This is a genomic window from Escherichia sp. E.sYA108, assembly GCF_011754335.1.
Classification (GTDB): domain Bacteria; phylum Pseudomonadota; class Gammaproteobacteria; order Enterobacterales; family Enterobacteriaceae; genus Escherichia; species Escherichia coli.
In genome coordinates, this window is the sequence record NZ_JAAQVZ010000001.1 from 250,050 (window position 1) to 272,562 (window position 22,513).

A 22,513-nucleotide genomic window follows, 5' to 3' on the forward strand; every position below is an offset into this window, starting at 1 on the left:
CCGATATTTCGGGGCATTTATCTGGAAGGAAGAGAGACAATGAACCACTACACACGCTGGCTTGAGTTAAAAGAACAAAATCCCGGAAAGTACGCGCGTGACATCGCAGGTTTAATGAATATCAGCGAAGCAGAACTGGCATTTGCACGCGTCACGCACGACGCGTGGCGGATGCGCGGCGATATTCGTGAAATTCTGGCGGCGCTCGAAAGTGTTGGCGAGACCAAATGTATTTGCCGTAATGAATACGCAGTCCATGAACAAGTTGGTGCGTTCACAAACCAGCATTTGAACGGACATGCCGGATTGATCCTCAATCCGCGCGCGCTGGATTTACGTCTGTTTCTCAATCAATGGGCCAGTGTTTTCCACATCAAAGAAAACACGGCTCGTGGCGAACGCCAGAGTATTCAGTTCTTTGATCATCAGGGCGATGCATTACTAAAAGTTTATGCCACCGACAATACCGATATGGCGGCATGGAGTGAGCTTCTGGCACGGTTTATCACCGATGAGAATACGCCGCTTGAGTTAAAAGCCGTTGATGCGCCAGTTGTTCAAACGCGAGCCGATGCCAGTGTGGTCGAGCAAGAGTGGCGGGCGATGACCGACGTTCATCAGTTTTTTACGTTGCTCAAGCGCCACAACCTGACGCGCCAACAGGCGTTCAATCTGGTGGCAGACGATTTGGCCTGCAAAGTATCCAACAGTGCGTTGGCGCAAATTCTTGAATCTGCACAGCAGGATGGCAATGAAATCATGGTGTTTGTTGGCAACCGTGGCTGCGTACAGATTTTCACCGGTGTGGTAGAAAAAGTGGTGCCAATGAAAGGTTGGCTGAATATTTTCAACCCGACGTTTACCCTTCATCTATTAGAAGAGAGCATTGCTGAAGCCTGGGTTACCCGTAAACCGACCAGCGATGGCCACGTAACCAGCCTGGAATTGTTTGCCCATGATGGTACGCAGATAGCGCAACTTTATGGTCAACGTACAGAAGGTGAACAGGAGCAAGCGCAATGGCGTAAGCAAATTGCTTCGTTGATACCGGAAGGCGTTACTGCATAACGTATAATTAACGGGAGGTCTGGCTGTTGCTGGGCCTCTTTATATTGTTCAATCGTTCACACCAGATAATTAATATGCTGATGGCGTACCAGCTCATTGATCCGCTTAAGATTGAGGATCATCATGATATTGTGTTTATGGCAGTAGAACGTTTTTAGCGATATTTTCAGTTTCTCCAGAATATCTTCCGTTGTCATTTGATTCGCAATACAGCTCAGAACCTGATGCTGCTTGCGCGAGAGGGACACATCCGCTTCAGGCACAGAGCAGTAACTGCCATTGATGAGTGCGACAAAGTCGATGATGGCGATAGTTCGCGGAACAAAGGTCACCGGTACTTTCCCCAGGCAGCGTTTAATATTAAAGGGGGAGAAAATAATTACATGGACAGGTTTTAATCGTTCAATTTGAGTGAGAAAATTAGAATGAAATACATTATTCATTAATGTATCAATAATGACGAAGGCATTCTGATGCAACATTACGTCGATCTCTTCTTCGTTCTGTATATGAACGACATTACCTTTACTCAGAATGTTTTTCATCGCGGTGAAAAACATCGTATCCCTGGTAATTATAAGAAACATAACCGACTCCTGGTACGGACATTAACTTTATAATCAGTTTGCCAAAGGTAATTAACAGGACAGGGCTTATAATAATAGTTAGCTTACTGTGTATTAATTTGATGTAATGCATGATGCAGATGCTGAGAAAGCATCTGCATCTTTCGGTGGTGTTATTTGACCAGCTCAGGTGTTACCTGACTCACCGCATTGGTGTAGTAAGGAGCCCCCCAGCCCGGTTCCGGCCAGAATGCACCATAGCCGTAATCCCACAGGTTATAGGTGGTATTAACCACTTCTCTCAAATGCCACACCTGGATGCCCTGCATATTCACTTCCAGGAAGTTATACGGGACTTTATTGATAAAGCCAGGTTGTTCACCCTGAATGGTACCGAGGATGGTAACAAAGTGATTACGATAGTTCACTGGATCAAGGAAGCCGCTTTGTCTGGCGAGCAGTCGGCCCTGATAGTTGGCTTCAATATCGGGCTTCGCATAGCTATCCAGCGGTAATACAGCGATTTCTAACAACGTATCCGTTTTACCATTGATAACGTTGATAACCTTCCCGCCAAAGCGCGCTTGTTGACCAACATATAACCCCGGCTGGTTATGAACAGCAACAAAACTTTTTTGAATATCAGGTTGGTTATTGCCTTTGATATTTTGCGGAATTGAACTACATGCGGCAAGCAAAAATGAAAGGCTGAGGATGAGTGCACCTTTTGTCATGTTCATGTTACTATCCTTATCAACAAATATTAAAACCATAATAGATATTTCTTTATAGTTTTCATCTGATTCTGAGGCGATATGCCTGATAGTAACGTAAACCTGTCTGATGTTTATATCTCTTCTGTTTAGTTGAGCTCAGTTAATTTTTGGGCGTGGCATGAGTATCCATTGTTCCATAATCTATATTCAGAGGTTTTTAATCTTTTCGTGTCTAATGTTATTTATCTGATTAAGTATTGATTGTGTCTTTTGCGGAAGTGGTGTCGAGCTTATCGTTTCAATGTTATTAATAAGACTTACAAGTTGAGCCTCAACTTTGAGTAGTCTGCATTTGTATATGTGGTGTTCGTATGGCACGCATTAATTTGTTGGCGTTGTTGCGCTAAATCAAATTGTTCAGAGGTGTATCCATTCTCCAGAGAATGGGGCATTAATGGGGTGTTGTTCTTCCCGGTTATCACAAGGCCACTTCGGTGTGTCTGGCGTTTTAACATTATCGGTATTTGTTGTGCAGTTATAAATATCACCGTTATATGTATTTATTACACCTGGGGTAAAGTCAATTGACATAACATTCCTTATTCATCATTTGTTTTATGCTAAGATTTTTAAATTGGATAATTAGAACAGGAATGGATTTTCTTCTACATACAGTAAATATAATGCGTCATATCTTCCTGATATAATTACCTTTGACTTCTCTTTTATTTCCATCTGGTAATATTTGAGTGCAAAAAAAGGCAATAATCATATCGCAAAAGAAAACGTTAACAACTATCGAAAATGCTCGTTTTAAAAAGGTATGATGTTCTCTGATAGTGTGTGAAGTGATATTTTTGTGATGTTTTAGATATGTAATAATAAAATAGGTTAACGTATGTTGAAATTATTTATTGTGTAAACCACTGATAAATCATAATCCAGTACATCTTTAAACTGCTGCACTGTATCGCTGATAACTAAGCAGCTCACTGATACACCATGCTGGACGCGATAATTGGAATCTCACGCAGGGAGTACTGTGTAAATAGCAAAATCGCCTGATACGCTACGACTGTCAGGCCTACAAATAACATACAATTCATCGAATTATCATAACTTTGTAGGTCGGATAAAACGCGCCAGCGTCGCATCCGACATAAATAAAGCGCATTTTTCTAACAACCTGTGGGGGAATATAGCCGCTTTATTTCAGGCGATTACCCGCCTCATCAACCACTTTCTCGCCATCTTCCTTGGTGAACGCGCCTTTTTGCGCATCTGGCAGAATTTCCAGCACGACTTCTGAAGGGCGGCACAGGCGAGTTCCCAGCGGCGTCACCACAATCGGGCGATTAATCAGAATCGGGTGCTGAAGCATAAAGTCGATTAACTGATCGTGAGTAAATTTATCTTCTGCAAGGCCCAGTTCCTCATACGGCTCGACGTTTTTACGTAGCAGCGCGCGTACGGTAATCCCCATATCGGCAATGAGTTTTACCAGCTCATCGCGCGTCGGTGGTGTTTCCAGATAATAGATAATGGTCGGTTCTGTACCGCTGTTGCGGATCATCTCCAGCGTATTACGTGACGTACCGCAGGCCGGGTTGTGATAAATGGTAATGTTGCTCATATCAGTATCTCATTACGATGTGAAAGAGAGGTGTAGCGCCAGCGCCACCAGAGTTACAAACCAAAGCGGACAAGTCAAAAACACATATGGTTTAACGAATATGTAAGTGTAGAGAAAGGTGTAGGTGTGAATTAAGCGTTGGGCATTCATTTGAAAGGAGGTCTGAATCAGGACGTAAAAAAACCGACTTCGCGTCGGTTTTTTTACTGTTCAGCCCTGAGTTGGTGGCTCTGGCTGGAGTGAGATAGCCCACATCTAACAATGAGACATGCGCCGTGACAGGCAATGGATGAGTAAGCGGATGCATTCTCACTCCATCGCATGGAGAAAACGGGTGATTGATAAAGCAATCATCGTTCTTGGGGCGTTAATTGCGCTGCTGGAACTGATCCGCTTTCTGCTTCAGCTTCTGAACTGATAGCGGAAACGTAGCTAAGGGCTAAGAGCACACTACTCTTAGCCCTTTAACATTTAACGCATTGTCACGAACTCTTCTGCCGCTGTCGGGTGAATGGCAACCGTGTTGTCGAAGTCTTTTTTGGTTGCACCCATCTTCAGCGCCACCGCGAAGCCCTGCAACATTTCGTCCATACCAAAACCAATGCCGTGAATACCGACAATCTTCTCTTCCGGTCCAACGCATACCAGTTTCATGCGACACGGCTGGCGGTGAGTGGTGACGGCGGTATACATCGCGGTGAAAGAGGATTTATACACTTTCACCTGATCGTCGCCGTACTGCTCGCGCGCCTGCGGCTCCGTTAAACCAACAGTACCAATCGGCGGATGGCTGAAGACCACGGTCGGAATGTTGCTGTAATCCAGATGCTCATCCGGCTTGTTATTAAACAGGCGTTCAGAGAGACGGCGACCTGCTGCAACAGCCACCGGTGTCAGTTCCACTGCACCCGTGTTATCGCCCACCGCGTAAATACCTTCAACGTTGGTGTTTTGATATTTATCGACGACGATATAGCCTTTTTCGTTGGTTTTAACGCCAGCGGCTTCCAGGTTGATGTTGTCATTGGCAGGCTCGCGACCAATCGCCCAAATCAGGCAATCCACCGTTTCACTGCGACCATCTTCCAGCTCCAGTGTCAGGCTACCATCGGCATTTTTCACTACCGCTTTCGGGATGGCGTTGGTGTGCAACTGCGGGCCTTCGGCGTTCATCACTTCAACCAGCGTTTCAGAGATCATCGGGTCGAAGCTGCGCAGCGGCGCATGTTTACGCACAAACAGATGCGTCTTCGCACCGAGGCCGTTAATCACGCCCGCCAGTTCAACGGCGATGTAACCCGCGCCAACAACCGCTACGCGCTCTGGCAAAGCCGGAAGGGCGAAGAAGCCATCAGAATCAATACCGTATTCCACGCCCGGAATATCCGGGTGGCTCGGACGACCACCGGTGGCGATCAGAATATGATCGGCCGTGATGGTTTCGCCGTTGACTTCAATGGTTTTGGCATCAACGAAGCGGGCAAAGCCTTTGATTACATCAACGTTATTTTTACCGAGCACGTTCTCATAGGAAGTATGAATACGGTCGATATAGGCGGTACGGCTGGCGATCAACGTTTCCCAGTTGAATTTATTGATAGTGGTATCAAAACCATAATCCGGGCCGTACATATGGATCGCTTCACGGATTTGCGCCGCGTGCCACATCACTTTTTTCGGCACACAGCCAACATTTACGCAGGTGCCGCCCAGCTCTTTGGCTTCAATCAGTGCGCATTTCTGGCCGTACATAGCCGCGCGGTTGATGGAGGCGATACCGCCGCTGCCGCCGCCGATGGCGATGTAATCATAGTGTTTAGTCATGACATATTGTCCTTATCGTTGATTACCGCGATTGTAGCGCGAGACGTAATAGGTGCCAGCAATGGCTGCAATTACTCTGGCACGATCCAGCTTACGGTGGCGTGCCCGGTGCCTGCCGGAACCAGTTTGCTGTGCAGCCACGGCAGCACGTTATTCATCTGCTGTTCCAGCTTCCACGGCGGGTTAATCACAATCATGCCAGAAGCGGTCATGCCACGGCGATCGCTGTCTGGCAGCACCGCCAGTTCAATTTGCAGAATTTTGCGAATGCCGGTCGCTTCCAGGTCGTGGATCATGCGCTTAATTTGCTGGCGCAGCACCACTGGATACCACAATGCGTAAGTGCCAGTGGCGAAACGTTTGTAACCTTCTGCTATCCCGCTGACCACCGCCTGATAGTCGGTTTTCATTTCATACGGCGGGTCGATAAGGATTAAACCACGGCGGGAAACCGGCGGCAGCTTGGCCTTAAGCTGCTGGAAACCGTCGGCTTTTTCGACGCGCGCACGGCTGTCTTTCTGAAATTCAGAACGCAGCAACGGGTAATCGCTCGGGTGCAGTTCGGTCAGTTGCAGGCTGTCCTGTTCACGCAGTAGCTGGCGAGCAATCAACGGCGAACCGGGGTAATAACGCAACTGCCCGCTACGGTTGAAGTGTTTTACCACATTGATGTACGCCTCCAGCTCCGCAGGCAAATCGTCCTGCTGCCAGATACGGGCGATGCCTTCGAGATATTCGCCGGTACGCTCGGCATGTTCGCTGCCTAACTGATAACGCCCGGCCCCTGCGTGGGTGTCGAGATAGAGAAACGGTTTATCTTTCTCTTTCAGCGACTCAATGATCAGGCTCTGAACGGTATGTTTAAGGACGTCGGCGTGGTTGCCAGCGTGAAAGCTGTGGCGATAACTGAGCATGGGTAAAGGTGTTCCGGTAAGTAAAAATCGGCCCGTATTCGGGGCGCACAAAAGCCTATCAGGACAGTATACCGAAAAGAGGCCGCCGCCGCGAAAGCGTAACGTTTCTCATTGAAATTCACTACACTTAACCCCATGCTACAAACATTATGTAAAGCGCCTGTTGAGCGCTTCCTTAACCTCTTTAACCAGGACTGCGCTAATGACGAATCCGTTACTGACTCCCTTTGAATTGCCTCCGTTTTCTAAAATTCTCCCGGAACATGTCGTTCCAGCCGTGACTAAGGCGCTGAACGACTGCCGCGAAAATGTGGAGCGCGTAGTAGCGCAAGGGGCACCGTACACCTGGGAAAATCTCTGCCAGCCGTTGGCGGAAGTGGACGATGTGCTGGGGCGTATCTTCTCCCCGGTCAGCCATCTGAACTCGGTGAAAAATAGCCCGGAACTGCGTGAAGCGTACGAACAAACCCTGCCGCTGCTGTCAGAATACAGCACCTGGGTAGGGCAACATGAAGGGCTGTATAAGGCATATCGCGACCTGCGCGATGGCGATCATTACGCCACGCTGAACACGGCGCAGAAAAAAGCGGTTGATAACGCACTGCGCGACTTCGAACTCTCTGGCATCGGTCTGCCGAAAGAGAAACAGCAGCGTTACGGCGAAATTGCTACCCGTCTTTCTGAACTGGGCAACCAGTACAGCAACAACGTCCTCGATGCGACGATGGGCTGGACCAAACTCGTTACCGACGAAGCGGAGCTGGCGGGGATGCCAGAAAGCGCGCTGGCTGCGGCAAAAGCCCAGGCTGAAGCGAAAGAGCTGGAAGGTTATTTGCTGACGCTGGATATCCCAAGCTACCTGCCGGTAATGACCTACTGCGACAACCAGGCCCTGCGCGAAGAGATGTATCGCGCTTATAGCACTCGTGCTTCCGATCAAGGTCCGAACGCCGGTAAGTGGGACAACAGCAAGGTGATGGAAGAGATCCTCGCGCTGCGTCACGAACTGGCGCAACTGCTGGGCTTTGAAAACTACGCCTTCAAATCACTTGCCACTAAAATGGCAGAAAACCCGCAGCAGGTGCTGGATTTCTTAACCGATCTGGCAAAACGCGCGCGCCCGCAAGGCGAAAAAGAGCTGGCGCAACTGCGCGCCTTCGCCAAAGCCGAATTTGGCGTCGATGAGTTACAACCGTGGGATATCGCTTACTACAGCGAAAAACAGAAACAGCACCTCTACAGCATCAGCGATGAACAACTGCGTCCGTACTTCCCGGAAAACAAAGCGGTTAACGGCCTGTTTGAAGTGGTGAAACGTATTTACGGCATCACCGCTAAAGAGCGTAACGATGTTGATGTCTGGCATCCGGATGTACGTTTCTTCGAACTGTATGACGAGAACAACGAACTGCGCGGCAGCTTCTACCTCGACCTGTATGCCCGTGAAAACAAACGCGGCGGGGCGTGGATGGATGACTGCGTAGGCCAGATGCGTAAAGCCGACGGTTCGCTGCAAAAACCGGTCGCGTATCTGACCTGCAACTTCAACCGCCCGGTAAATGGTAAACCGGCGCTGTTTACCCATGACGAAGTGATCACCCTGTTCCACGAGTTCGGTCACGGCCTGCACCATATGCTGACCCGCATTGAAACCGCTGGTGTTTCCGGGATCAGTGGGGTGCCGTGGGATGCGGTCGAACTGCCGAGCCAGTTTATGGAAAACTGGTGCTGGGAGCCGGAGGCGCTGGCGTTTATCTCCGGTCACTATGAAACCGGCGAGCCGCTGCCGAAGGAGCTGCTGGATAAAATGCTGGCGGCGAAGAACTACCAGGCGGCGCTGTTTATTCTGCGCCAGCTGGAGTTCGGCCTGTTCGATTTCCGCCTCCATGCAGAGTTCCGTCCGGATCAGGGGGCGAAAATCCTCGAAACTCTGGCAGAAATCAAGAAACTGGTTGCCGTGGTACCGTCTCCGTCATGGGGCCGTTTCCCGCATGCTTTCAGCCACATTTTTGCCGGTGGTTATGCGGCAGGTTACTACAGCTACCTGTGGGCCGATGTACTGGCAGCAGATGCCTTCTCGCGTTTTGAGGAAGAGGGCATTTTCAACCGTGAAACTGGGCAGTCGTTCCTCGACAACATTCTGAGCCGTGGCGGTTCAGAAGAGCCGATGGAGCTGTTCAAACGCTTCCGTGGTCGTGAACCACAGCTGGATGCGATGCTGGAGCATTACGGCATTATGGGCTGAACATTCAGTGAAAATCTGCTTAATTGATGAAACAGGCGCCGGAGACGGCGCCTTATCTGTTCTGGCGGCCCGCTGGGGGCTGGAACACGATGAAGACAACCTGATGGCGCTGGTGTTAACGCCGGAGCACCTGGAACTGCGCAAGCGTGATGAGCCGAAGCTGGGCGGCATCTTTGTTGATTTTGTTGGCGGGGCGATGGCGCACCGACGCAAATTCGGCGGTGGTCGCGGAGAGGCGGTGGCGAAAGCGGTGGGCATTAAAGGCGATTATTTGCCGGATGTGGTGGACGCCACCGCAGGATTAGGGCGCGATGCCTTTGTGCTGGCTTCGGTCGGCTGCCGCGTGCGGATGCTGGAGCGTAATCCAGTGGTTGCCGCGCTGCTCGACGATGGCCTGGCGCGTGGTTATGCGGATGCGGAAATCGGCGGCTGGTTACAGGAACGTTTGCAGTTGATTCACGCCTCCAGTCTGACGGCGCTGAGCGATATCACCCCGCGTCCGCAGGTAGTTTATCTTGACCCAATGTTCCCGCATAAGCAGAAAAGCGCGCTGGTGAAAAAAGAGATGCGCGTGTTTCAGTCGCTGGTGGGGCCGGATCTTGATGCCGATGGATTGTTGGAGCCTGCGCGGTTGCTGGCAACCAAACGCGTGGTGGTGAAGCGTCCGGACTATGCGCCGCCGCTGGCGAATGTCGCCACGCCAAACGCGGTAGTCACTAAAGGGCATCGCTTTGATATTTACGCCGGAACGCCGGTGTAAAAGTAAAGCGGGGTAGCGATAACGCTACCCCGCTTTCTGCAAGAATAATTAATGGCTTTCCGGCGTCGCAATCATGCGTTTCAGCCACGGCACCATCAATAGCATCACTACTGCAACGCCCAGCGTAACCAGGCCAATCTTACCAAACACGTTGGTATAGACGGGCAACGTCTCAAGTGGATCGGTAATGTTGTCTGGTACTGCGGTAAATGTTGCCACATAGCCGCCCAGCAAGAACGCGGCAGCCTGCGTCAGGAACCACATCCCGAGAATAAAGCCCATCAAATGCTGCGGCACCAGGGCAGCAATCATCGCCAGGCCAAGGGCGCTAATAAACAGTTCACCTAAGCTCTGGAATAAGTACACCAGCACGATAAACCATGGCGATGTCAGCCCCTGGGCATCCGCAAACCACATTCCAGCCGCTGCAGCCGTCAAAAAGCCCAGTGAGCACATAAACATGCCGAGAGTAAACTTCATCGGCATCGAGAGATCTTTGCCTTTGTTACCCAGATGCGTGTAAATGCCTGCCAGTATTGGGCTGGCGAGTACCACCCAGAACGGGTTAAGCGCCTGGAAGCTGACCGGGTTGATGGAAAAGCCGAGAATTTCATGATGCACGTTGTTGATGGCAAAGAAGTTCAGCGACGTTGGCATCTGGGCGTAGAGAATGTAAAACACCACCGCTTCGAGCATCAGGACAAAGGCGACAAACATTTTATTGCGCCCGGTTTTATCCAGCTTGAATGCCTGACGAAAGAAGATGATGGTGACGACGATGGAGAGAACAATCAGAACCAGATTGGCGACTTCTACGTTGTGCATCAGCCAGGCGCAGACGAAGATCATCACCACGCTGCCAAGTAATACGTACAACAGTTTACTGAAGCTCATCGGCCGGAAGTCGGGTTCAGAACCAATGTCTTTCACCATTCCACGACAGGCGATGTAAACCAGTAATGCGATAATTAACCCCGCACCGCACAGGTTGTAGGTGACTGAATAGCCGAATTTATCAGCGATCACAGGGGCCAGCGATAACGCTATCAACGAGCCGATATTGATCGACATATAGAACAGGGTGAATGCGCCATCAAGCCGCGGATCTTTCGGCGGGTAGCACTTCGAAAGCAAGCTGGCTGGGTTAGCTTTAAACAGGCCGTTACCGACAGCGATAGTCCCCAGGGCGATGAAAATCAGGTCAGGCTTAAGTAGCGACATGCCGGTCATGAAGTAGCCAATCGCCAGCACAAGTGCTCCGAGAACAATGGTGCGTTTGGTTCCCAGCAGGTGGTCGCCAACATAGCCACCAATGGAAATGAGGCCATAGACCAGCGCAGCAAAAGCACCAAAAGTGACAAAAGCCTGCTCTTGCGAGAACCCAAGCTGTTTAACGAAGAAAACCGCCAGTACGCCCTGCACGCCGTAGTAGCCGAATCGCTCCCATAACTCGACAAAAAAGATCATGAAAAATGGGCGAGGTTGCTGCAGCATCCCCATGGGTGTTGTTGTATTCATATTTATTAACCTTCCAATACCATCCTGAAAAGTATGAACGCGTAAGGGATAACGCGCGAAAAAGTTTATATCTGTCAGAGATTCTTAATATTGATGCGGCGAATAGATTAATACACTATTACAACAGAAAATAACCAGCTGATCACACTAATGATAGAAAATATGATGGTGTTAAATGTTGTATTGGCAGGGGTTTTGATTGAGTACGCAGACCGCAGGCCAGATAAGGCGTTTACGCTGCATCAGGTAACAAGGCGCGCCAAAAAGCAAAACGCCCGCATATGCGGGCGTTCAGGAACACGTCGTGGAGGGAAGATTATTCTTCTTCGTCGCGCAGCGGAACAATCAGCATATCAACGTGAACGGTGTTGATCAGCTGACGTGCGGAAGACATCAGTTTGCTCCAGAAGTCCTGGTGGTGACCACAAACCACCAGATCCATATCGTATTTCTTGATTGCATCGACCAGTACCTGGCCCAGATCGCCGCTGCCGCTCAGGGTTTCAGTGATTGGGTAGCCTGCATTGGTTGAAAGCTCGGTCAGCGCATGATGTGTCTCTTCAGAGATGCGTTTCTGCATATCACCCAGATTCACATCGATAAGCCCGGTGTATAGGTCAGAGTAGTTTACATCTACGTGGATCAGAGAAACTTTCGCATTGTAGGGGCGAGCCATAGAGACTGCTTTCTCTACCAGAACTTTGCTTTCCGGGGAGAGGTCGACCGCGATGAGAATGTGTTTATAAGCCATAGTGTTACTCCTTCCATAAAGTTGTCGATGACTGGCCAGCTAGCGTTTCTTGTGCCGTTACGTCACCCGCGTCCTGCGAACTACGTGCGCGGGGCTAACCCAGCCGTAAAGATTCAGTGTTAAGACCATCCTTACCTTATAGCGACCCGGATGATCCGTCAATCCGCCTTGCTTACTCGTTAGATAAACAAATTTTCGACATGAATATATTGATAGTGGTTAACCTTCTGGAAAAAAAACAACCTGATCTCCTACACTATCTATAGAGCCGCTCGGATGTTGGTCACCACAAAAGCGGTTTCTCCAGGACCTGGTGTTAACTGATTGGCAGCGTATCGGGAGCGGTAGCCCCGGGGTGGAACTCCGCGGGCAGGTCGCCGGGGAGGAGGTATGATAAGCACCGTCGCATTATTTTGGGCTTTATGTGTCGTTTGCATTGTTAACATGGCGCGCTATTTCTCATCACTACGCGCGTTGTTAGTGGTACTGCGTAACTGCGATCCATTGCTCTATCAATATGTTGATGGAGGGGGCTTTTTTACCTCACATGGCCAACCCAACAAACAGGTGCGTCTCGTTTGGTATATCTATGCCCAACGTTATCGCGATCATCACGATGATGAGTTTATTCGCCGCTGTGAGCGGGTGCGTCGGCAGTTTATTCTGACCAGCGCATTGTGTGGTCTGGTGGTGGTCAGCCTGATTGCATTGATGATTTGGCATTAAGCACTTCAGCAATAATGACGCATAAAAAAAGCGGGCCAGTAAACTGACCCGCTCGTTTTGGTGCGTACGATTACAGGAACTGCAAGGAGAGCCAGTACAGCCCGCCGGAAAGCAGTACCGCAGCCGGAAGGGTAAACACCCAGGCCATCAGAATACTGGTTACGGTTTTACGCTGTAAGCCGCCGCCATCTACCACCATCGTCCCCGCGACAGAAGAGGAGAGTACGTGAGTAGTGGAAACCGGCATCCCGGTATAACTTGCCAGGCCGATAGACACTGCCGCCGTCATCTGGGCAGACATCCCCTGAGCGTAGGTCATGCCTTTCTTACCGATTTTCTCACCGATAGTCGTTGCCACACGACGCCAGCCAATCATCGTACCGATACCTAACGCCAGCGCGACCGCCATGATGATCCACACCGGCGCATACTCGATGGTGCTAAGCATGTCGGACTTCAGTTTCTTCAACAGGCGCTGATCGTCAGCACTCACGCCAGGCATCTTCACCACTTTGTCGATAGTGTCAGAAACGCACAGCATAATGCGGCGCATCTGGCTACGTTGATCAAGCGACAGCTTGTCGTAGCTTTCCACATCGGTAGTCAACATGCCTTTCAGGCGGTTGAGCGCGTTAATGGTATTCGACGGATGGCAATGGAACTCCGCGGGTTGCGTTGCGCCAGCTTCCGGAGCCGGTACTAACTGATCAGCACCGGTCGCTTGTTTCAGCAGCGCAGGATGCTGCTCAAAGTAAGCTTCGACGTTGTTGATGGCATCACGGGTACGGGTGATTTCGTAGCCAGTGGCATTCATGTTCACCACGAAGCCTGCTGGTGCGACACCAATCAATACCAACATAACCAGACCAATGCCTTTCTGACCATCGTTCGCGCCATGCGAAAACGCCACGCCGATAGCGGAAAGGATCAGCGCAATACGCGTCCAGAACGGCGGCTTTTTCTTGCCGTCTTTCTTTTCACGCTCCGCTGGGGTCAGGTGGATACGGGCGCGTTTCTTGGTGCCGCTCCAGTAGCGACGCAGCAAGAAAATCAGACCGCCAGCAAACACCAGGCCGACAATAGGGGAAACGATCAGGGAACCGAAAATACTTAATACTTTCGGGATATTGAGTGCATCCACCACTGACGTCCCGGTCATCAACGCATTGGTTAAACCAATCCCGATGATCGCGCCAATCAGCGTATGAGAGCTGGATGCAGGTAAACCAAAGTACCAGGTACCCAGGTTCCAGATAATCGCCGCCAGCAACATAGAGAACACCATGGCAAGGCCATGAGACGATCCCATATTAAGCAGCAGATCCGTCGGCAGCATATGCACAATGGCATAGGCAACACTCAGACCACCCAGCAAAACACCCAAAAAGTTGAACACCGCCGCCATAACCACGGCGAGCTGAGAACGCATCGCGCGGGTATAGATAACGGTTGCCACGGCGTTGGCTGTGTCATGGAAACCATTGATGGCTTCGTAGAACAGCACAAAAGCCAGTGCAAGCAATAATAACAGCCCGGTATGCAAATCCAGGCCAGCAAACAAATGTAGCATAGGACGTTACGCCATTTTGAGGACATGAACGCGGCGCATTATCAGTGACTTTCGCGGCGCGGGCAAAGTGAAATATAGACTTTTTTTGATTTGCCTCCTGTATGGATTACACTCAAAAAATAATTATCTTATATAATTCAGGCAAATACTTCCTTTTAGTAATATTGATGCTGGTGCGACCACTGAGGAATCTTTACAATTCACGCCCGTTTTTTCTTAGAGGAGCGCAACGTGGAAAGGTTTGATGCCATTATTATAGGCGCTGGTGCGGCAGGTATGTTCTGTTCTGCGCTGGCAGGTCAGGCAGGACGCCGGGTTCTGCTGATCGATAATGGTAAAAAACCAGGGCGCAAAATCCTCATGTCTGGCGGTGGGCGCTGCAACTTTACCAACCTTTATGTCGGACCGGGCGCTTATCTGAGCCAGAATCCGCATTTTTGTAAGTCTGCACTCGCGCGTTTTACCCAGTGGGATTTCATTGATCTGGTCAATAAACACGGCATCGCCTGGCACGAGAAAACGTTAGGGCAGCTCTTCTGCGATGACTCCGCGCAGCAGATTGTCGACATGCTGGTGGATGAGTGCGAGAAGGGCAATGTGGCCTTCAGATTGCGTAGCGAAGTGCTGAGCGTGGCGAAGGATGATACAGGCTTCACGCTTGAACTGAACGGCATGACTGTCGGTTGCGAAAAGCTGGTCATTGCGACCGGTGGACTGTCAATGCCGGGGCTGGGCGCATCGCCGTTTGGTTATAAGATTGCCGAACAATTCGGCCTCAACGTGCTGCCGACCCGTGCGGGTCTGGTGCCATTCACTCTGCATAAACCGTTGCTTGAAGAGTTACAGGTGCTGGCGGGCGTGGCGGTGCCTTCCGTGATTACCGCTGAAAACGGTACCGTTTTCCGTGAGAACTTACTCTTCACCCACCGCGGCTTATCTGGACCGGCGGTGTTGCAGATTTCCAGCTACTGGCAACCGGGTGAATTTGTCAGCATCAATCTGCTACCGGATGTGGACCTCGAAACCTTCCTGAATGAGCAGCGTAATGCACATCCGAATCAAAGCCTGAAAAACACGCTGGCGGTTCATCTGCCGAAGCGGTTGGTTGAACGGTTACAACAACTCGGGCAAATCCCGGATGTCTCGCTAAAACAGCTCAACGTGCGTGACCAACAGACACTGATTAGCACATTGACTGACTGGCGCGTACAACCCAACGGCACTGAAGGCTATCGCACTGCCGAAGTGACGCTCGGCGGCGTGGACACCAACGAACTCTCTTCACGGACGATGGAAGCGCGCAAAGTGCCTGGGCTGTACTTCATCGGCGAAGTGATGGACGTCACCGGCTGGCTGGGGGGCTATAACTTCCAGTGGGCGTGGTCGAGTGCATGGGCTTGTGCGCAGGATTTGGTGGCAGAATAAGAAGCAAAATGCGCTCTCGATACCAGAGGGATTAACCTGAATAAAACCAGATAAGGCGCCCAACGCCTTATCTGAAGCCTTTTTTATTATTTTTTCGCTGAACCCGCTTCTAATATAGAAACGATGGAAAACAGTGTAAAACAAACTGCACCTAAGCCCACCAGAACTCGCGAAGGAATAAAGTAAGCCATATCGGTTTGCGCAATTTCAGCCAGGAACGCAGCAAGGAACAGACAAAACAGACAGGTAAATACCGGAATCATGGGTATTCTGTTGGCTAACGAACATGTGCGTCGCCATACCAGCGCTAACAACCACACTTTGGAGAAAATACTGTAGCAGATCATCCCCAGGCAAATGAGAATAATGCCGGGGGCCAGGCGGGCGCTTGCATCTGAACTGATTAATACGTAGATACCAAAAATAATGGTAAGTGAGCCAAGCAAAATAACCCAATAGCACCACAGCCAATGTTCTTTCACTGAGAACGTATTCCGCGTTTGATGGACAATAGTGGCGACAAGGCCAATAAGACAAGCGCAAATTGCCGTTAACCCCATTAGTACGTGACCTGCAACATAATGTGGTGTGATATCTGCACTACGTAACAGTACGACTGACCAAATGAAACCAAAGAGAGTAAGCAGAACGGGAACGGCAATTAAGCAATCACCGATTGTTGAAGAATAGGCCTGCAATGGCGTACCGTCACTCTTACTGCCCGAGGCGTTTTTGGGGATCAACAGAAAATGTCCGGAAGATGCCGCTACGGTTGATACACAAGCGGCAATCATGCCAACGCCGAAAATAACATGACCGGCGACAAATTCATCTGCCATCACATTATTGCTTGCCAACAGTGACCATCCCCAAATCATAGTTGTAGCAGAACCGGCATAACCAATAACAGGAAATAACCTGTTGTAGAATTTATTCATGCCGTGAGTTAACTGAGATATAATAATAAATGCGGTAGTGAACAATGCCAGACATATCGCAGAAAGAGAAATCAGAACATGCCCTGCAACGAAATATTCACTTTGCCCAGAACCGGTTAATACAAACTCACCTAATGCGATGCATATTATACCCATCAGTAAAGGAATTAATTTAAACAACCATCCGATATATATATTCATTTTAAACCCCATATATATTTTCTGCTACACTTCGAAAAACATATGATTCGTCTTTTCAGTTAGTTAAATATGTCTATAAGATGCCATCAATTAAAAAAAGTAACTTCACTATAATCGGATTTAGCGTTATGGGGATCAACTTTTAGCGGTGAGTTAATGCTATTAAATAAATATTTATCCTAAGATAAACTCTGAATTAATATCTTTATCTTATTTTGTTGTTTTAAATGAGTCTTTTAGGAAATATTTTATTAAACCCACGAGCCTTTATCATCTATCATCTTTTCAGAATAAATTATTTTATATTCGGTATTTATTCGCATATCAGGCGATAATAACGCTATGTGATAGTCATCAGGTTTCCCTGTTACGGAAACCTGTGCAACAGAATCTGTGAACCTGTACAGAATATTTTTGGAAAAAACACCAGCGAACGGAAGAACATCGCGATGTATCACAAGTTGATGGCAATCAAATAGACAACATGAATATAACTGTTAGTATTTAATTGATTTCACTTATGAGTATGCGTGTTTCATTTACGGCCAGGAATGCTGATGATGACAACATTACTACCCGTTTTCACTAAGCCTTCCCCATTGGCGCTCAATGCTCTGTGCGCTGGTCGTATTTGCCATTTCCTTCTTATCCCGGATGGAAGAATCCGCTGAACATCGTTCGGTGGCAGTTGTAACACGCGTCGATTGCTTACAGGGATTATGGCGGGTCGATTATGGATAAGAGTAAGCGCCATCTGGCGTGGTGGGTTGTCGGGGCACTGGCGGTGGCTGCCGTCGTGGCGTGGTGGCTGTTGCGCCCGGCGGGTGTGCCGGAAGGCTTTGCTGTCAGCAATGGGCGCATTGAAGCGACGGAAGTGGATATCGCCAGCAAAATTGCCGGGCGTATCGACACCATTCTGGTGAAAGAAGGCCAGTTTGTTCGAGAAGGTGAAGTGCTGGCGAAGATGGATACTCGCGTGTTGCAGGAACAGCGACTGGAAGCCATCGCGCAAATCAAAGAAGCACAAAGTGCCGTTGCCGCCGCGCAGGCTTTGCTGGAGCAACGCCAAAGCGAAACTCGTGCCGCACAGTCGCTGGTTAATCAACGCCAGGCAGAACTGGACTCCGTAGCAAAACGTCATACGCGTTCCCGCTCACTGGCACAACGGGGGGCAATTTCTGCGCAACAGCTGGATGACGACCGCGCCGCCGCTGAGAGCGCCCGAGCTGCGCTGGAATCGGCAAAAGCTCAGGTTTCTGCTTCTAAAGCCGCTATAGAGGCGGCACGCACCAATATCATTCAGGCGCAAACTCGCGTCGAAGCGGCACAAGCCACTGAACGGCGCATTGCCGCAGATATCGATGACAGCGAACTGAAAGCCCCGCGTGACGGACGCGTGCAGTATCGGGTTGCTGAGCCAGGCGAAGTGCTGGCAGCAGGCGGTCGGGTGCTGAATATGGTCGATCTCAGCGACGTCTATATGACCTTCTTTCTGCCAACCGAACAGGCGGGCACGCTGAAACTGGGCGGTGAAGCACGTTTGATTCTTGATGCTGCACCAGATCTGCGTATTCCCGCGACCATCAGTTTTGTCGCCAGCGTCGCCCAGTTCACGCCAAAAACTGTCGAAACCAGCGATGAGCGGCTGAAATTGATGTTCCGTGTCAAAGCGCGTATCCCACCGGAATTACTCCAGCAGCATCTGGAATATGTCAAAACCGGATTGCCGGGCGTAGCGTGGGTGCGGGTGAATGAAGAACTTCCGTGGCCTGACGACCTGGTGGTGAGGTTGCCGCAATGACGCATCTGGAACTGGTTCCCGTCCCGCCTGTCGCGCAACTGGCGGGCGTGAGCCAGCATTATGGAAAAACCGTTGCGCTGAACAATATCACACTCGATATTCCGGCCCGTTGCATGGTCGGGCTGATTGGACCGGATGGTGTCGGTAAATCGAGCTTGTTGTCGCTGATTTCCGGTGCTCGCGTCATTGAGCAGGGCGGCGTGATGGTGCTGGGCGGCGATATGCGCGACCCGAAGCATCGCCGCGACGTCTGCCCGCGCATCGCCTGGATGCCGCAGGGGCTGGGCAAAAATCTCTACCACACCTTGTCGGTGTATGAAAACGTCGATTTTTTCGCCCGCCTGTTCGGTCACGACAAAGCGGAGCGGGAAGTGCGAATTAATGAGCTGCTGACCAGCACCGGATTAGCACCGTTTCGCGATCGTCCGGCAGGGAAACTCTCCGGCGGGATGAAGCAAAAACTTGGGCTGTGCTGTGCGTTAATCCACGACCCGGAATTGTTGATTCTTGATGAGCCAACAACGGGGGTTGACCCGCTCTCCCGCGCCCAGTTCTGGGATCTGATCGACAGCATTCGCCAGCGGCAGAGCAATATGAGCGTGCTGGTTGCCACCGCCTATATGGAAGAGGCGGAACGCTTCGACTGGCTGGTAGCGATGAATGCCGGAGAAGTGCTGGCAACTGGCAGCGCCGAAGAGTTGCGGCAGCAAACGCAAAGCGCCACGCTGGAAGAAGCATTTATAAATCTGTTACCGCAAGCACAACGGCAGGCGCATCAGGCGGTAGTGATCCCACCGTATCAACCTGAAAACGCAGAGATTGCCATCGAAGCGCGCGATCTGACCATGCGTTTTGGTTCCTTCGTTGCCGTTGATCACGTCAATTTCCGCATTCCACGCGGGGAGATTTTTGGTTTTCTTGGTTCGAACGGCTGTGGTAAATCCACCACCATGAAAATGCTTACCGGATTGCTGCCCGCCAGCGAAGGTGAGGCGTGGCTGTTCGGGCAACCGGTTGATCCAAAAGATATCGATACTCGTCGCCGGGTGGGCTATATGTCGCAGGCGTTTTCGCTCTATAACGAACTCACCGTGCGGCAAAACCTGGAGTTACATGCTCGTCTGTTTCATATCCCGGAAGCGGAAATTCCCGCGCGAGTGGCTGAAATGAGCGAGCGTTTTAAGCTCAACGACGTCGAAGATGTATTGCCGGAGTCATTGCCGCTCGGCATTCGCCAGCGGCTATCGCTGGCGGTGGCGGTGATTCATCGCCCGGAGATGTTAATCCTTGATGAACCGACTTCTGGCGTCGATCCGGTGGCGAGGGATATGTTCTGGCAGTTGATGGTGGATCTCTCGCGCCAGGACAAAGTGACTATCTTCATCTCCACCCACTTTATGAACGAAGCGGAACGTTGTGACCGTATCTCACTGATGCACGCCGGAAAAGTGCTCGCCAGCGGTACACCGCCGGAACTGGTTGAGAAACGCGGAGCCGCCAGTCTGGAAGAGGCATTTATCGCTTATTTGCAGGAAGCGGCAGGGCAGAGCAACGAAGCTGAAGCGCCGCCGGTGGTACACGACACCACCCACGCGCCACGTCAGGGATTCAGCCTGCGCCGTCTGTTTAGCTACAGCCGCCGCGAAGCGCTGGAACTGCGACGCGATCCGGTACGTTCGACGCTGGCGCTGATGGGAACGGTGATCCTGATGCTGATAATGGGTTACGGCATCAGTATGGATGTGGAAAACCTGCGCTTTGCGGTGCTTGACCGCGATCAAACCGTCAGTAGCCAGGCGTGGACGCTCAATCTCTCCGGTTCCCGTTACTTTATCGAACAGCCACCGCTCACCAGTTATGACGAGCTTGATCGTCGGATGCGTGCGGGCGATATCACGGTGGCAATTGAGATCCCTCCCAATTTCGGGCGCGATATCGCGCGTGGTACGCCCGTGGAACTCGGTGTCTGGATCGACGGTGCGATGCCGAGCCGCGCCGAAACGGTAAAAGGTTACGTGCAGGCCATGCACCAGAGCTGGCTACAGGATGTGGCGAGCCGACAGTCCACACCCGCCAGCCAAAGCGGGCTGATGAATATTGAGACGCGCTATCGCTATAACCCGGACGTAAAAAGCCTGCCGGCGATTGTTCCGGCGGTGATCCCGCTTCTGCTGATGATGATCCCGTCAATGCTAAGCGCCCTTAGCGTGGTGCGGGAAAAAGAGCTAGGGTCGATTATCAACCTTTACGTGACCCCCACCACCCGTAGCGAATTTTTACTTGGCAAACAGCTGCCATACATCGCGCTGGGGATGCTGAACTTTTTCCTGCTCTGCGCCCTGTCGGTGTTTGTGTTTGGCGTACCGCATAAAGGCAGTTTCCTGACTCTCACCCTGGCGGCGCTGCTGTATATCATCATCGCCACCGGAATGGGGCTGCTGATCTCCACCTTTATGAAAAGCCAGATTGCCGCCATTTTCGGTACGGCAATTATCACGTTGATCCCGGCGACACAGTTTTCCGGGATGATCGATCCGGTAGCTTCGCTGGAAGGTCCAGGACGTTGGATCGGCGAGGTTTATCCCACCAGTCATTTTCTGACTATCGCCCGCGGAACGTTCTCGAAAGCGCTGGATCTGACTGATTTGTGGCAACTTTTTATCCCGTTGCTGATAGCCATACCGCTGGTGATGGGCTTAAGCATCCTGCTGCTGAAAAAACAGGAGGGATGATGCGCCATTTACGCAATATTTTTAATCTGGGTATCAAAGAGTTGCGCAGTCTGCTCGGTGATAAAGCGATGCTGACGCTGATTGTCTTCTCGTTTACGGTGTCGGTGTATTCGTCAGCGACCGTTACGCCAGGATCGTTGAACCTCGCGCCGATCGCCATAGCCGATATGGATCAATCGCAGTTGTCGAACCGGATCGTTAACAGCTTCTATCGCCCGTGGTTTTTGCCACCGGAGATGATCACCGCCGATGAGATGGATGCCGGACTGGACGCCGGACGTTATACCTTCGCGATAAATATTCCGCCTAATTTTCAGCGTGATGTCCTCGCCGGACGCCAGCCGGATATTCAGGTGAACGTCGATGCCACGCGCATGAGCCAGGCATTCACTGGCAACGGTTATATCCAGAATATTATCAACGGTGAAGTGAACAGCTTTGTCGCGCGCTACCGTGATAACAGCGAACCGTTGGTATCGCTGGAAACCCGGATGCGCTTTAACCCGAACCTCGATCCCGCGTGGTTTGGCGGGGTGATGGCGATCATCAACAACATTACCATGCTGGCGATTGTGTTGACCGGATCGGCACTGATCCGCGAGCGTGAACACGGCACGGTGGAACACTTACTGGTGATGCCGATAACGCCGTTTGAGATCATGATGGCAAAGGTCTGGTCGATGGGGCTGGTGGTGCTGGTGGTGTCGGGATTATCGCTGGTGCTGATGGTGAAAGGCGTGCTGGGCGTACCGATTGAAGGCTCGATCCCGCTGTTTATGCTGGGCGTGGCGCTCAGTTTGTTTGCCACCACGTCAATCGGCATTTTTATGGGGACGATAGCGCGTTCAATGCCGCAACTGGGGCTGCTGGTGATTCTGGTGCTGCTGCCGCTGCAAATGCTTTCCGGTGGTTCCACGCCGCGCGAAAGTATGCCGCAGATGGTGCAGGACATTATGCTGACCATGCCGACGACACACTTTGTTAGCCTCGCGCAGGCCATCCTCTACCGTGGTGCCGGATTCGAAATCGTCTGGCCGCAGTTCCTGACACTGATGGCAATTGGCGGCGCGTTTTTCACCATCGCACTGCTGAGATTCAGGAAGACAATTGGGACAATGGCGTAAT

19 protein-coding genes and 2 pseudogenes are annotated in these 22,513 nt (G+C 50.9%); 11 read left to right on the top strand and 10 right to left on the bottom strand.

The window, feature by feature from the left end; genetic code table 11:
• The first annotated feature begins 39 nt into the window (after positions 1 to 39).
• Entirely contained in the window at positions 40 to 1,068 is a 1,029-nt protein-coding gene (chuS, locus tag HBM92_RS01125) for a hematinate-forming heme oxygenase ChuS (RefSeq protein ID WP_001017192.1), read from the top strand.
• A gap of 56 nt (positions 1,069 to 1,124) precedes the next feature.
• Here chuS and HBM92_RS01130 read toward each other — a convergent pair whose 3' ends face one another.
• The 4 genes and pseudogenes from HBM92_RS01130 to arsC all read right to left on the bottom strand — a co-directional run bounded on the left by HBM92_RS01130 (position 1,125) and on the right by arsC (position 3,983).
• The gene (locus HBM92_RS01130) at positions 1,125 to 1,655 is read right to left on the bottom strand and encodes a helix-turn-helix transcriptional regulator (RefSeq protein ID WP_000478618.1); all 531 of its coding nucleotides are present in this window, start codon (positions 1,653 to 1,655) and stop codon (positions 1,125 to 1,127) included.
• A 152-nt stretch (positions 1,656 to 1,807) separates the two neighbouring features.
• Positions 1,808 to 2,374, bottom strand: coding sequence for an outer membrane lipoprotein Slp (slp, locus tag HBM92_RS01135; protein ID WP_001057453.1), 567 nt, complete (start codon positions 2,372 to 2,374; stop codon positions 1,808 to 1,810).
• A 189-nt stretch (positions 2,375 to 2,563) separates the two neighbouring features.
• Positions 2,564 to 2,941, bottom strand: a pseudogene (locus tag HBM92_RS01140) (hypothetical protein); the annotation flags it as partial.
• A gap of 616 nt (positions 2,942 to 3,557) precedes the next feature.
• Complete coding sequence (gene arsC, locus HBM92_RS01145) at positions 3,558 to 3,983, bottom strand: glutaredoxin-dependent arsenate reductase (RefSeq protein ID WP_000065791.1); 426 nt, start codon at positions 3,981 to 3,983, stop codon at positions 3,558 to 3,560.
• A 334-nt stretch (positions 3,984 to 4,317) separates the two neighbouring features.
• On the opposite strand from arsC, the gene dinQ reads away from it, so the two are divergent.
• Positions 4,318 to 4,401 carry a damage-inducible type I toxin DinQ gene (gene dinQ / locus HBM92_RS01150; protein WP_001295215.1) on the top strand — a complete coding sequence of 28 codons (84 nt, stop codon included), beginning with the start codon at positions 4,318 to 4,320 and terminating at the stop codon, positions 4,399 to 4,401.
• Positions 4,402 to 4,454: 53 nt separating this feature from the next.
• Here the strand turns inward: dinQ and gorA are convergent, their stop codons facing one another.
• Positions 4,455 to 5,807: a glutathione-disulfide reductase gene (gene gorA / locus HBM92_RS01155; protein WP_000160795.1), complete on the bottom strand. Its 1,353-nt coding sequence runs from the start codon at positions 5,805 to 5,807 to the stop codon at positions 4,455 to 4,457.
• Positions 5,808 to 5,878: 71 nt separating this feature from the next.
• Positions 5,879 to 6,721: a 23S rRNA (adenine(2030)-N(6))-methyltransferase gene (rlmJ, locus tag HBM92_RS01160; protein WP_000954225.1), complete on the bottom strand. Its 843-nt coding sequence runs from the start codon at positions 6,719 to 6,721 to the stop codon at positions 5,879 to 5,881.
• A 202-nt stretch (positions 6,722 to 6,923) separates the two neighbouring features.
• On the opposite strand from rlmJ, the gene prlC reads away from it, so the two are divergent.
• Positions 6,924 to 8,966 carry an oligopeptidase A gene (gene prlC, locus HBM92_RS01165; RefSeq protein ID WP_001304945.1) on the top strand — a complete coding sequence of 681 codons (2,043 nt, stop codon included), beginning with the start codon at positions 6,924 to 6,926 and terminating at the stop codon, positions 8,964 to 8,966.
• Positions 8,967 to 8,973: 7 nt separating this feature from the next.
• Positions 8,974 to 9,726 carry a 16S rRNA (guanine(1516)-N(2))-methyltransferase RsmJ gene (gene rsmJ / locus HBM92_RS01170; protein ID WP_000686607.1) on the top strand — a complete coding sequence of 251 codons (753 nt, stop codon included), beginning with the start codon at positions 8,974 to 8,976 and terminating at the stop codon, positions 9,724 to 9,726.
• A gap of 48 nt (positions 9,727 to 9,774) precedes the next feature.
• Here the strand turns inward: rsmJ and dtpB are convergent, their stop codons facing one another.
• A complete protein-coding gene (gene dtpB / locus HBM92_RS01175) occupies positions 9,775 to 11,244 on the bottom strand; it encodes a dipeptide/tripeptide permease DtpB (RefSeq protein ID WP_001098636.1) in 1,470 nt (489 codons plus the stop codon).
• A 175-nt stretch (positions 11,245 to 11,419) separates the two neighbouring features.
• Here dtpB and HBM92_RS25765 point away from each other — a divergent pair.
• Positions 11,420 to 11,484, top strand: a pseudogene (locus HBM92_RS25765) (hypothetical protein); the annotation flags it as partial.
• Between the two features lie 76 nt (positions 11,485 to 11,560).
• Here HBM92_RS25765 and uspA read toward each other — a convergent pair.
• Entirely contained in the window at positions 11,561 to 11,995 is a 435-nt protein-coding gene (gene uspA, locus HBM92_RS01180) for a universal stress protein UspA (protein WP_000323571.1), read from the bottom strand.
• A 390-nt stretch (positions 11,996 to 12,385) separates the two neighbouring features.
• Here uspA and uspB point away from each other — a divergent pair, with 390 nt between their 5' ends.
• The gene (gene uspB, locus HBM92_RS01185; RefSeq protein WP_000626187.1) at positions 12,386 to 12,721 is read left to right on the top strand and encodes a universal stress protein UspB; all 336 of its coding nucleotides are present in this window, start codon (positions 12,386 to 12,388) and stop codon (positions 12,719 to 12,721) included.
• A 70-nt stretch (positions 12,722 to 12,791) separates the two neighbouring features.
• Here uspB and pitA read toward each other — a convergent pair whose 3' ends face one another.
• Positions 12,792 to 14,291: an inorganic phosphate transporter PitA gene (gene pitA / locus HBM92_RS01190; protein WP_000902780.1), complete on the bottom strand. Its 1,500-nt coding sequence runs from the start codon at positions 14,289 to 14,291 to the stop codon at positions 12,792 to 12,794.
• Positions 14,292 to 14,522: 231 nt separating this feature from the next.
• Between pitA and HBM92_RS01195 the strand changes: the two genes are divergently transcribed.
• A complete protein-coding gene (locus HBM92_RS01195; protein ID WP_000439210.1) occupies positions 14,523 to 15,716 on the top strand; it encodes an NAD(P)/FAD-dependent oxidoreductase in 1,194 nt (397 codons plus the stop codon).
• A gap of 86 nt (positions 15,717 to 15,802) precedes the next feature.
• Here the strand turns inward: HBM92_RS01195 and HBM92_RS01200 are convergent, their stop codons facing one another.
• A complete protein-coding gene (locus HBM92_RS01200) occupies positions 15,803 to 16,855 on the bottom strand; it encodes a DUF2776 family protein (RefSeq protein ID WP_014639672.1) in 1,053 nt (350 codons plus the stop codon).
• A gap of 557 nt (positions 16,856 to 17,412) precedes the next feature.
• Between HBM92_RS01200 and yhiY the strand changes: the two genes are divergently transcribed.
• From yhiY to HBM92_RS01215, 4 genes are all read left to right on the top strand, one after another.
• Positions 17,413 to 17,526: a protein YhiY gene (yhiY, locus tag HBM92_RS25180; protein WP_001304942.1), complete on the top strand. Its 114-nt coding sequence runs from the start codon at positions 17,413 to 17,415 to the stop codon at positions 17,524 to 17,526.
• Positions 17,527 to 17,588: 62 nt separating this feature from the next.
• Positions 17,589 to 18,656, top strand: coding sequence for an HlyD family secretion protein (locus HBM92_RS01205; protein WP_000361470.1), 1,068 nt, complete (start codon positions 17,589 to 17,591; stop codon positions 18,654 to 18,656).
• Positions 18,653 to 21,388, top strand: coding sequence for a ribosome-associated ATPase/putative transporter RbbA (gene rbbA, locus HBM92_RS01210; protein ID WP_000149094.1), 2,736 nt, complete (start codon positions 18,653 to 18,655; stop codon positions 21,386 to 21,388). Before HBM92_RS01205 ends, rbbA begins: the two co-directional genes overlap by 4 nt.
• A complete protein-coding gene (locus HBM92_RS01215) occupies positions 21,388 to 22,512 on the top strand; it encodes an ABC transporter permease (RefSeq protein ID WP_001314210.1) in 1,125 nt (374 codons plus the stop codon). Before rbbA ends, HBM92_RS01215 begins: the two co-directional genes overlap by 1 nt.
• Position 22,513: the final 1 nt, after the last annotated feature.

Excerpts from the sequence above, each read along its gene's own strand:
- HBM92_RS01215 (WP_001314210.1), top strand. The coding sequence starts at position 21,388 with ATGCGCCATTTACGCAATATTTTTAATCTGGGTATCAAAGAGTTGCGC.
- chuS (WP_001017192.1), top strand. The coding sequence starts at position 40 with ATGAACCACTACACACGCTGGCTTGAGTTAAAAGAACAAAATCCCGGA.
- HBM92_RS01130 (WP_000478618.1), bottom strand. The coding sequence starts at position 1,655 with ATGTTTCTTATAATTACCAGGGATACGATGTTTTTCACCGCGATGAAA.
- uspB (WP_000626187.1), top strand. The coding sequence starts at position 12,386 with ATGATAAGCACCGTCGCATTATTTTGGGCTTTATGTGTCGTTTGCATT.
- pitA (WP_000902780.1), bottom strand. The coding sequence starts at position 14,291 with ATGCTACATTTGTTTGCTGGCCTGGATTTGCATACCGGGCTGTTATTA.
- prlC (WP_001304945.1), top strand. The coding sequence starts at position 6,924 with ATGACGAATCCGTTACTGACTCCCTTTGAATTGCCTCCGTTTTCTAAA.
- HBM92_RS01200 (WP_014639672.1), bottom strand. The coding sequence starts at position 16,855 with ATGAATATATATATCGGATGGTTGTTTAAATTAATTCCTTTACTGATG.
- rbbA (WP_000149094.1), top strand. The coding sequence starts at position 18,653 with ATGACGCATCTGGAACTGGTTCCCGTCCCGCCTGTCGCGCAACTGGCG.
- gorA (WP_000160795.1), bottom strand. The coding sequence starts at position 5,807 with ATGACTAAACACTATGATTACATCGCCATCGGCGGCGGCAGCGGCGGT.
- dtpB (WP_001098636.1), bottom strand. The coding sequence starts at position 11,244 with ATGAATACAACAACACCCATGGGGATGCTGCAGCAACCTCGCCCATTT.
- yhiY (WP_001304942.1), top strand. The coding sequence starts at position 17,413 with ATGATGACAACATTACTACCCGTTTTCACTAAGCCTTCCCCATTGGCG.
- arsC (WP_000065791.1), bottom strand. The coding sequence starts at position 3,983 with ATGAGCAACATTACCATTTATCACAACCCGGCCTGCGGTACGTCACGT.
- slp (WP_001057453.1), bottom strand. The coding sequence starts at position 2,374 with ATGAACATGACAAAAGGTGCACTCATCCTCAGCCTTTCATTTTTGCTT.
- HBM92_RS01205 (WP_000361470.1), top strand. The coding sequence starts at position 17,589 with ATGGATAAGAGTAAGCGCCATCTGGCGTGGTGGGTTGTCGGGGCACTG.
- rlmJ (WP_000954225.1), bottom strand. The coding sequence starts at position 6,721 with ATGCTCAGTTATCGCCACAGCTTTCACGCTGGCAACCACGCCGACGTC.
- uspA (WP_000323571.1), bottom strand. The coding sequence starts at position 11,995 with ATGGCTTATAAACACATTCTCATCGCGGTCGACCTCTCCCCGGAAAGC.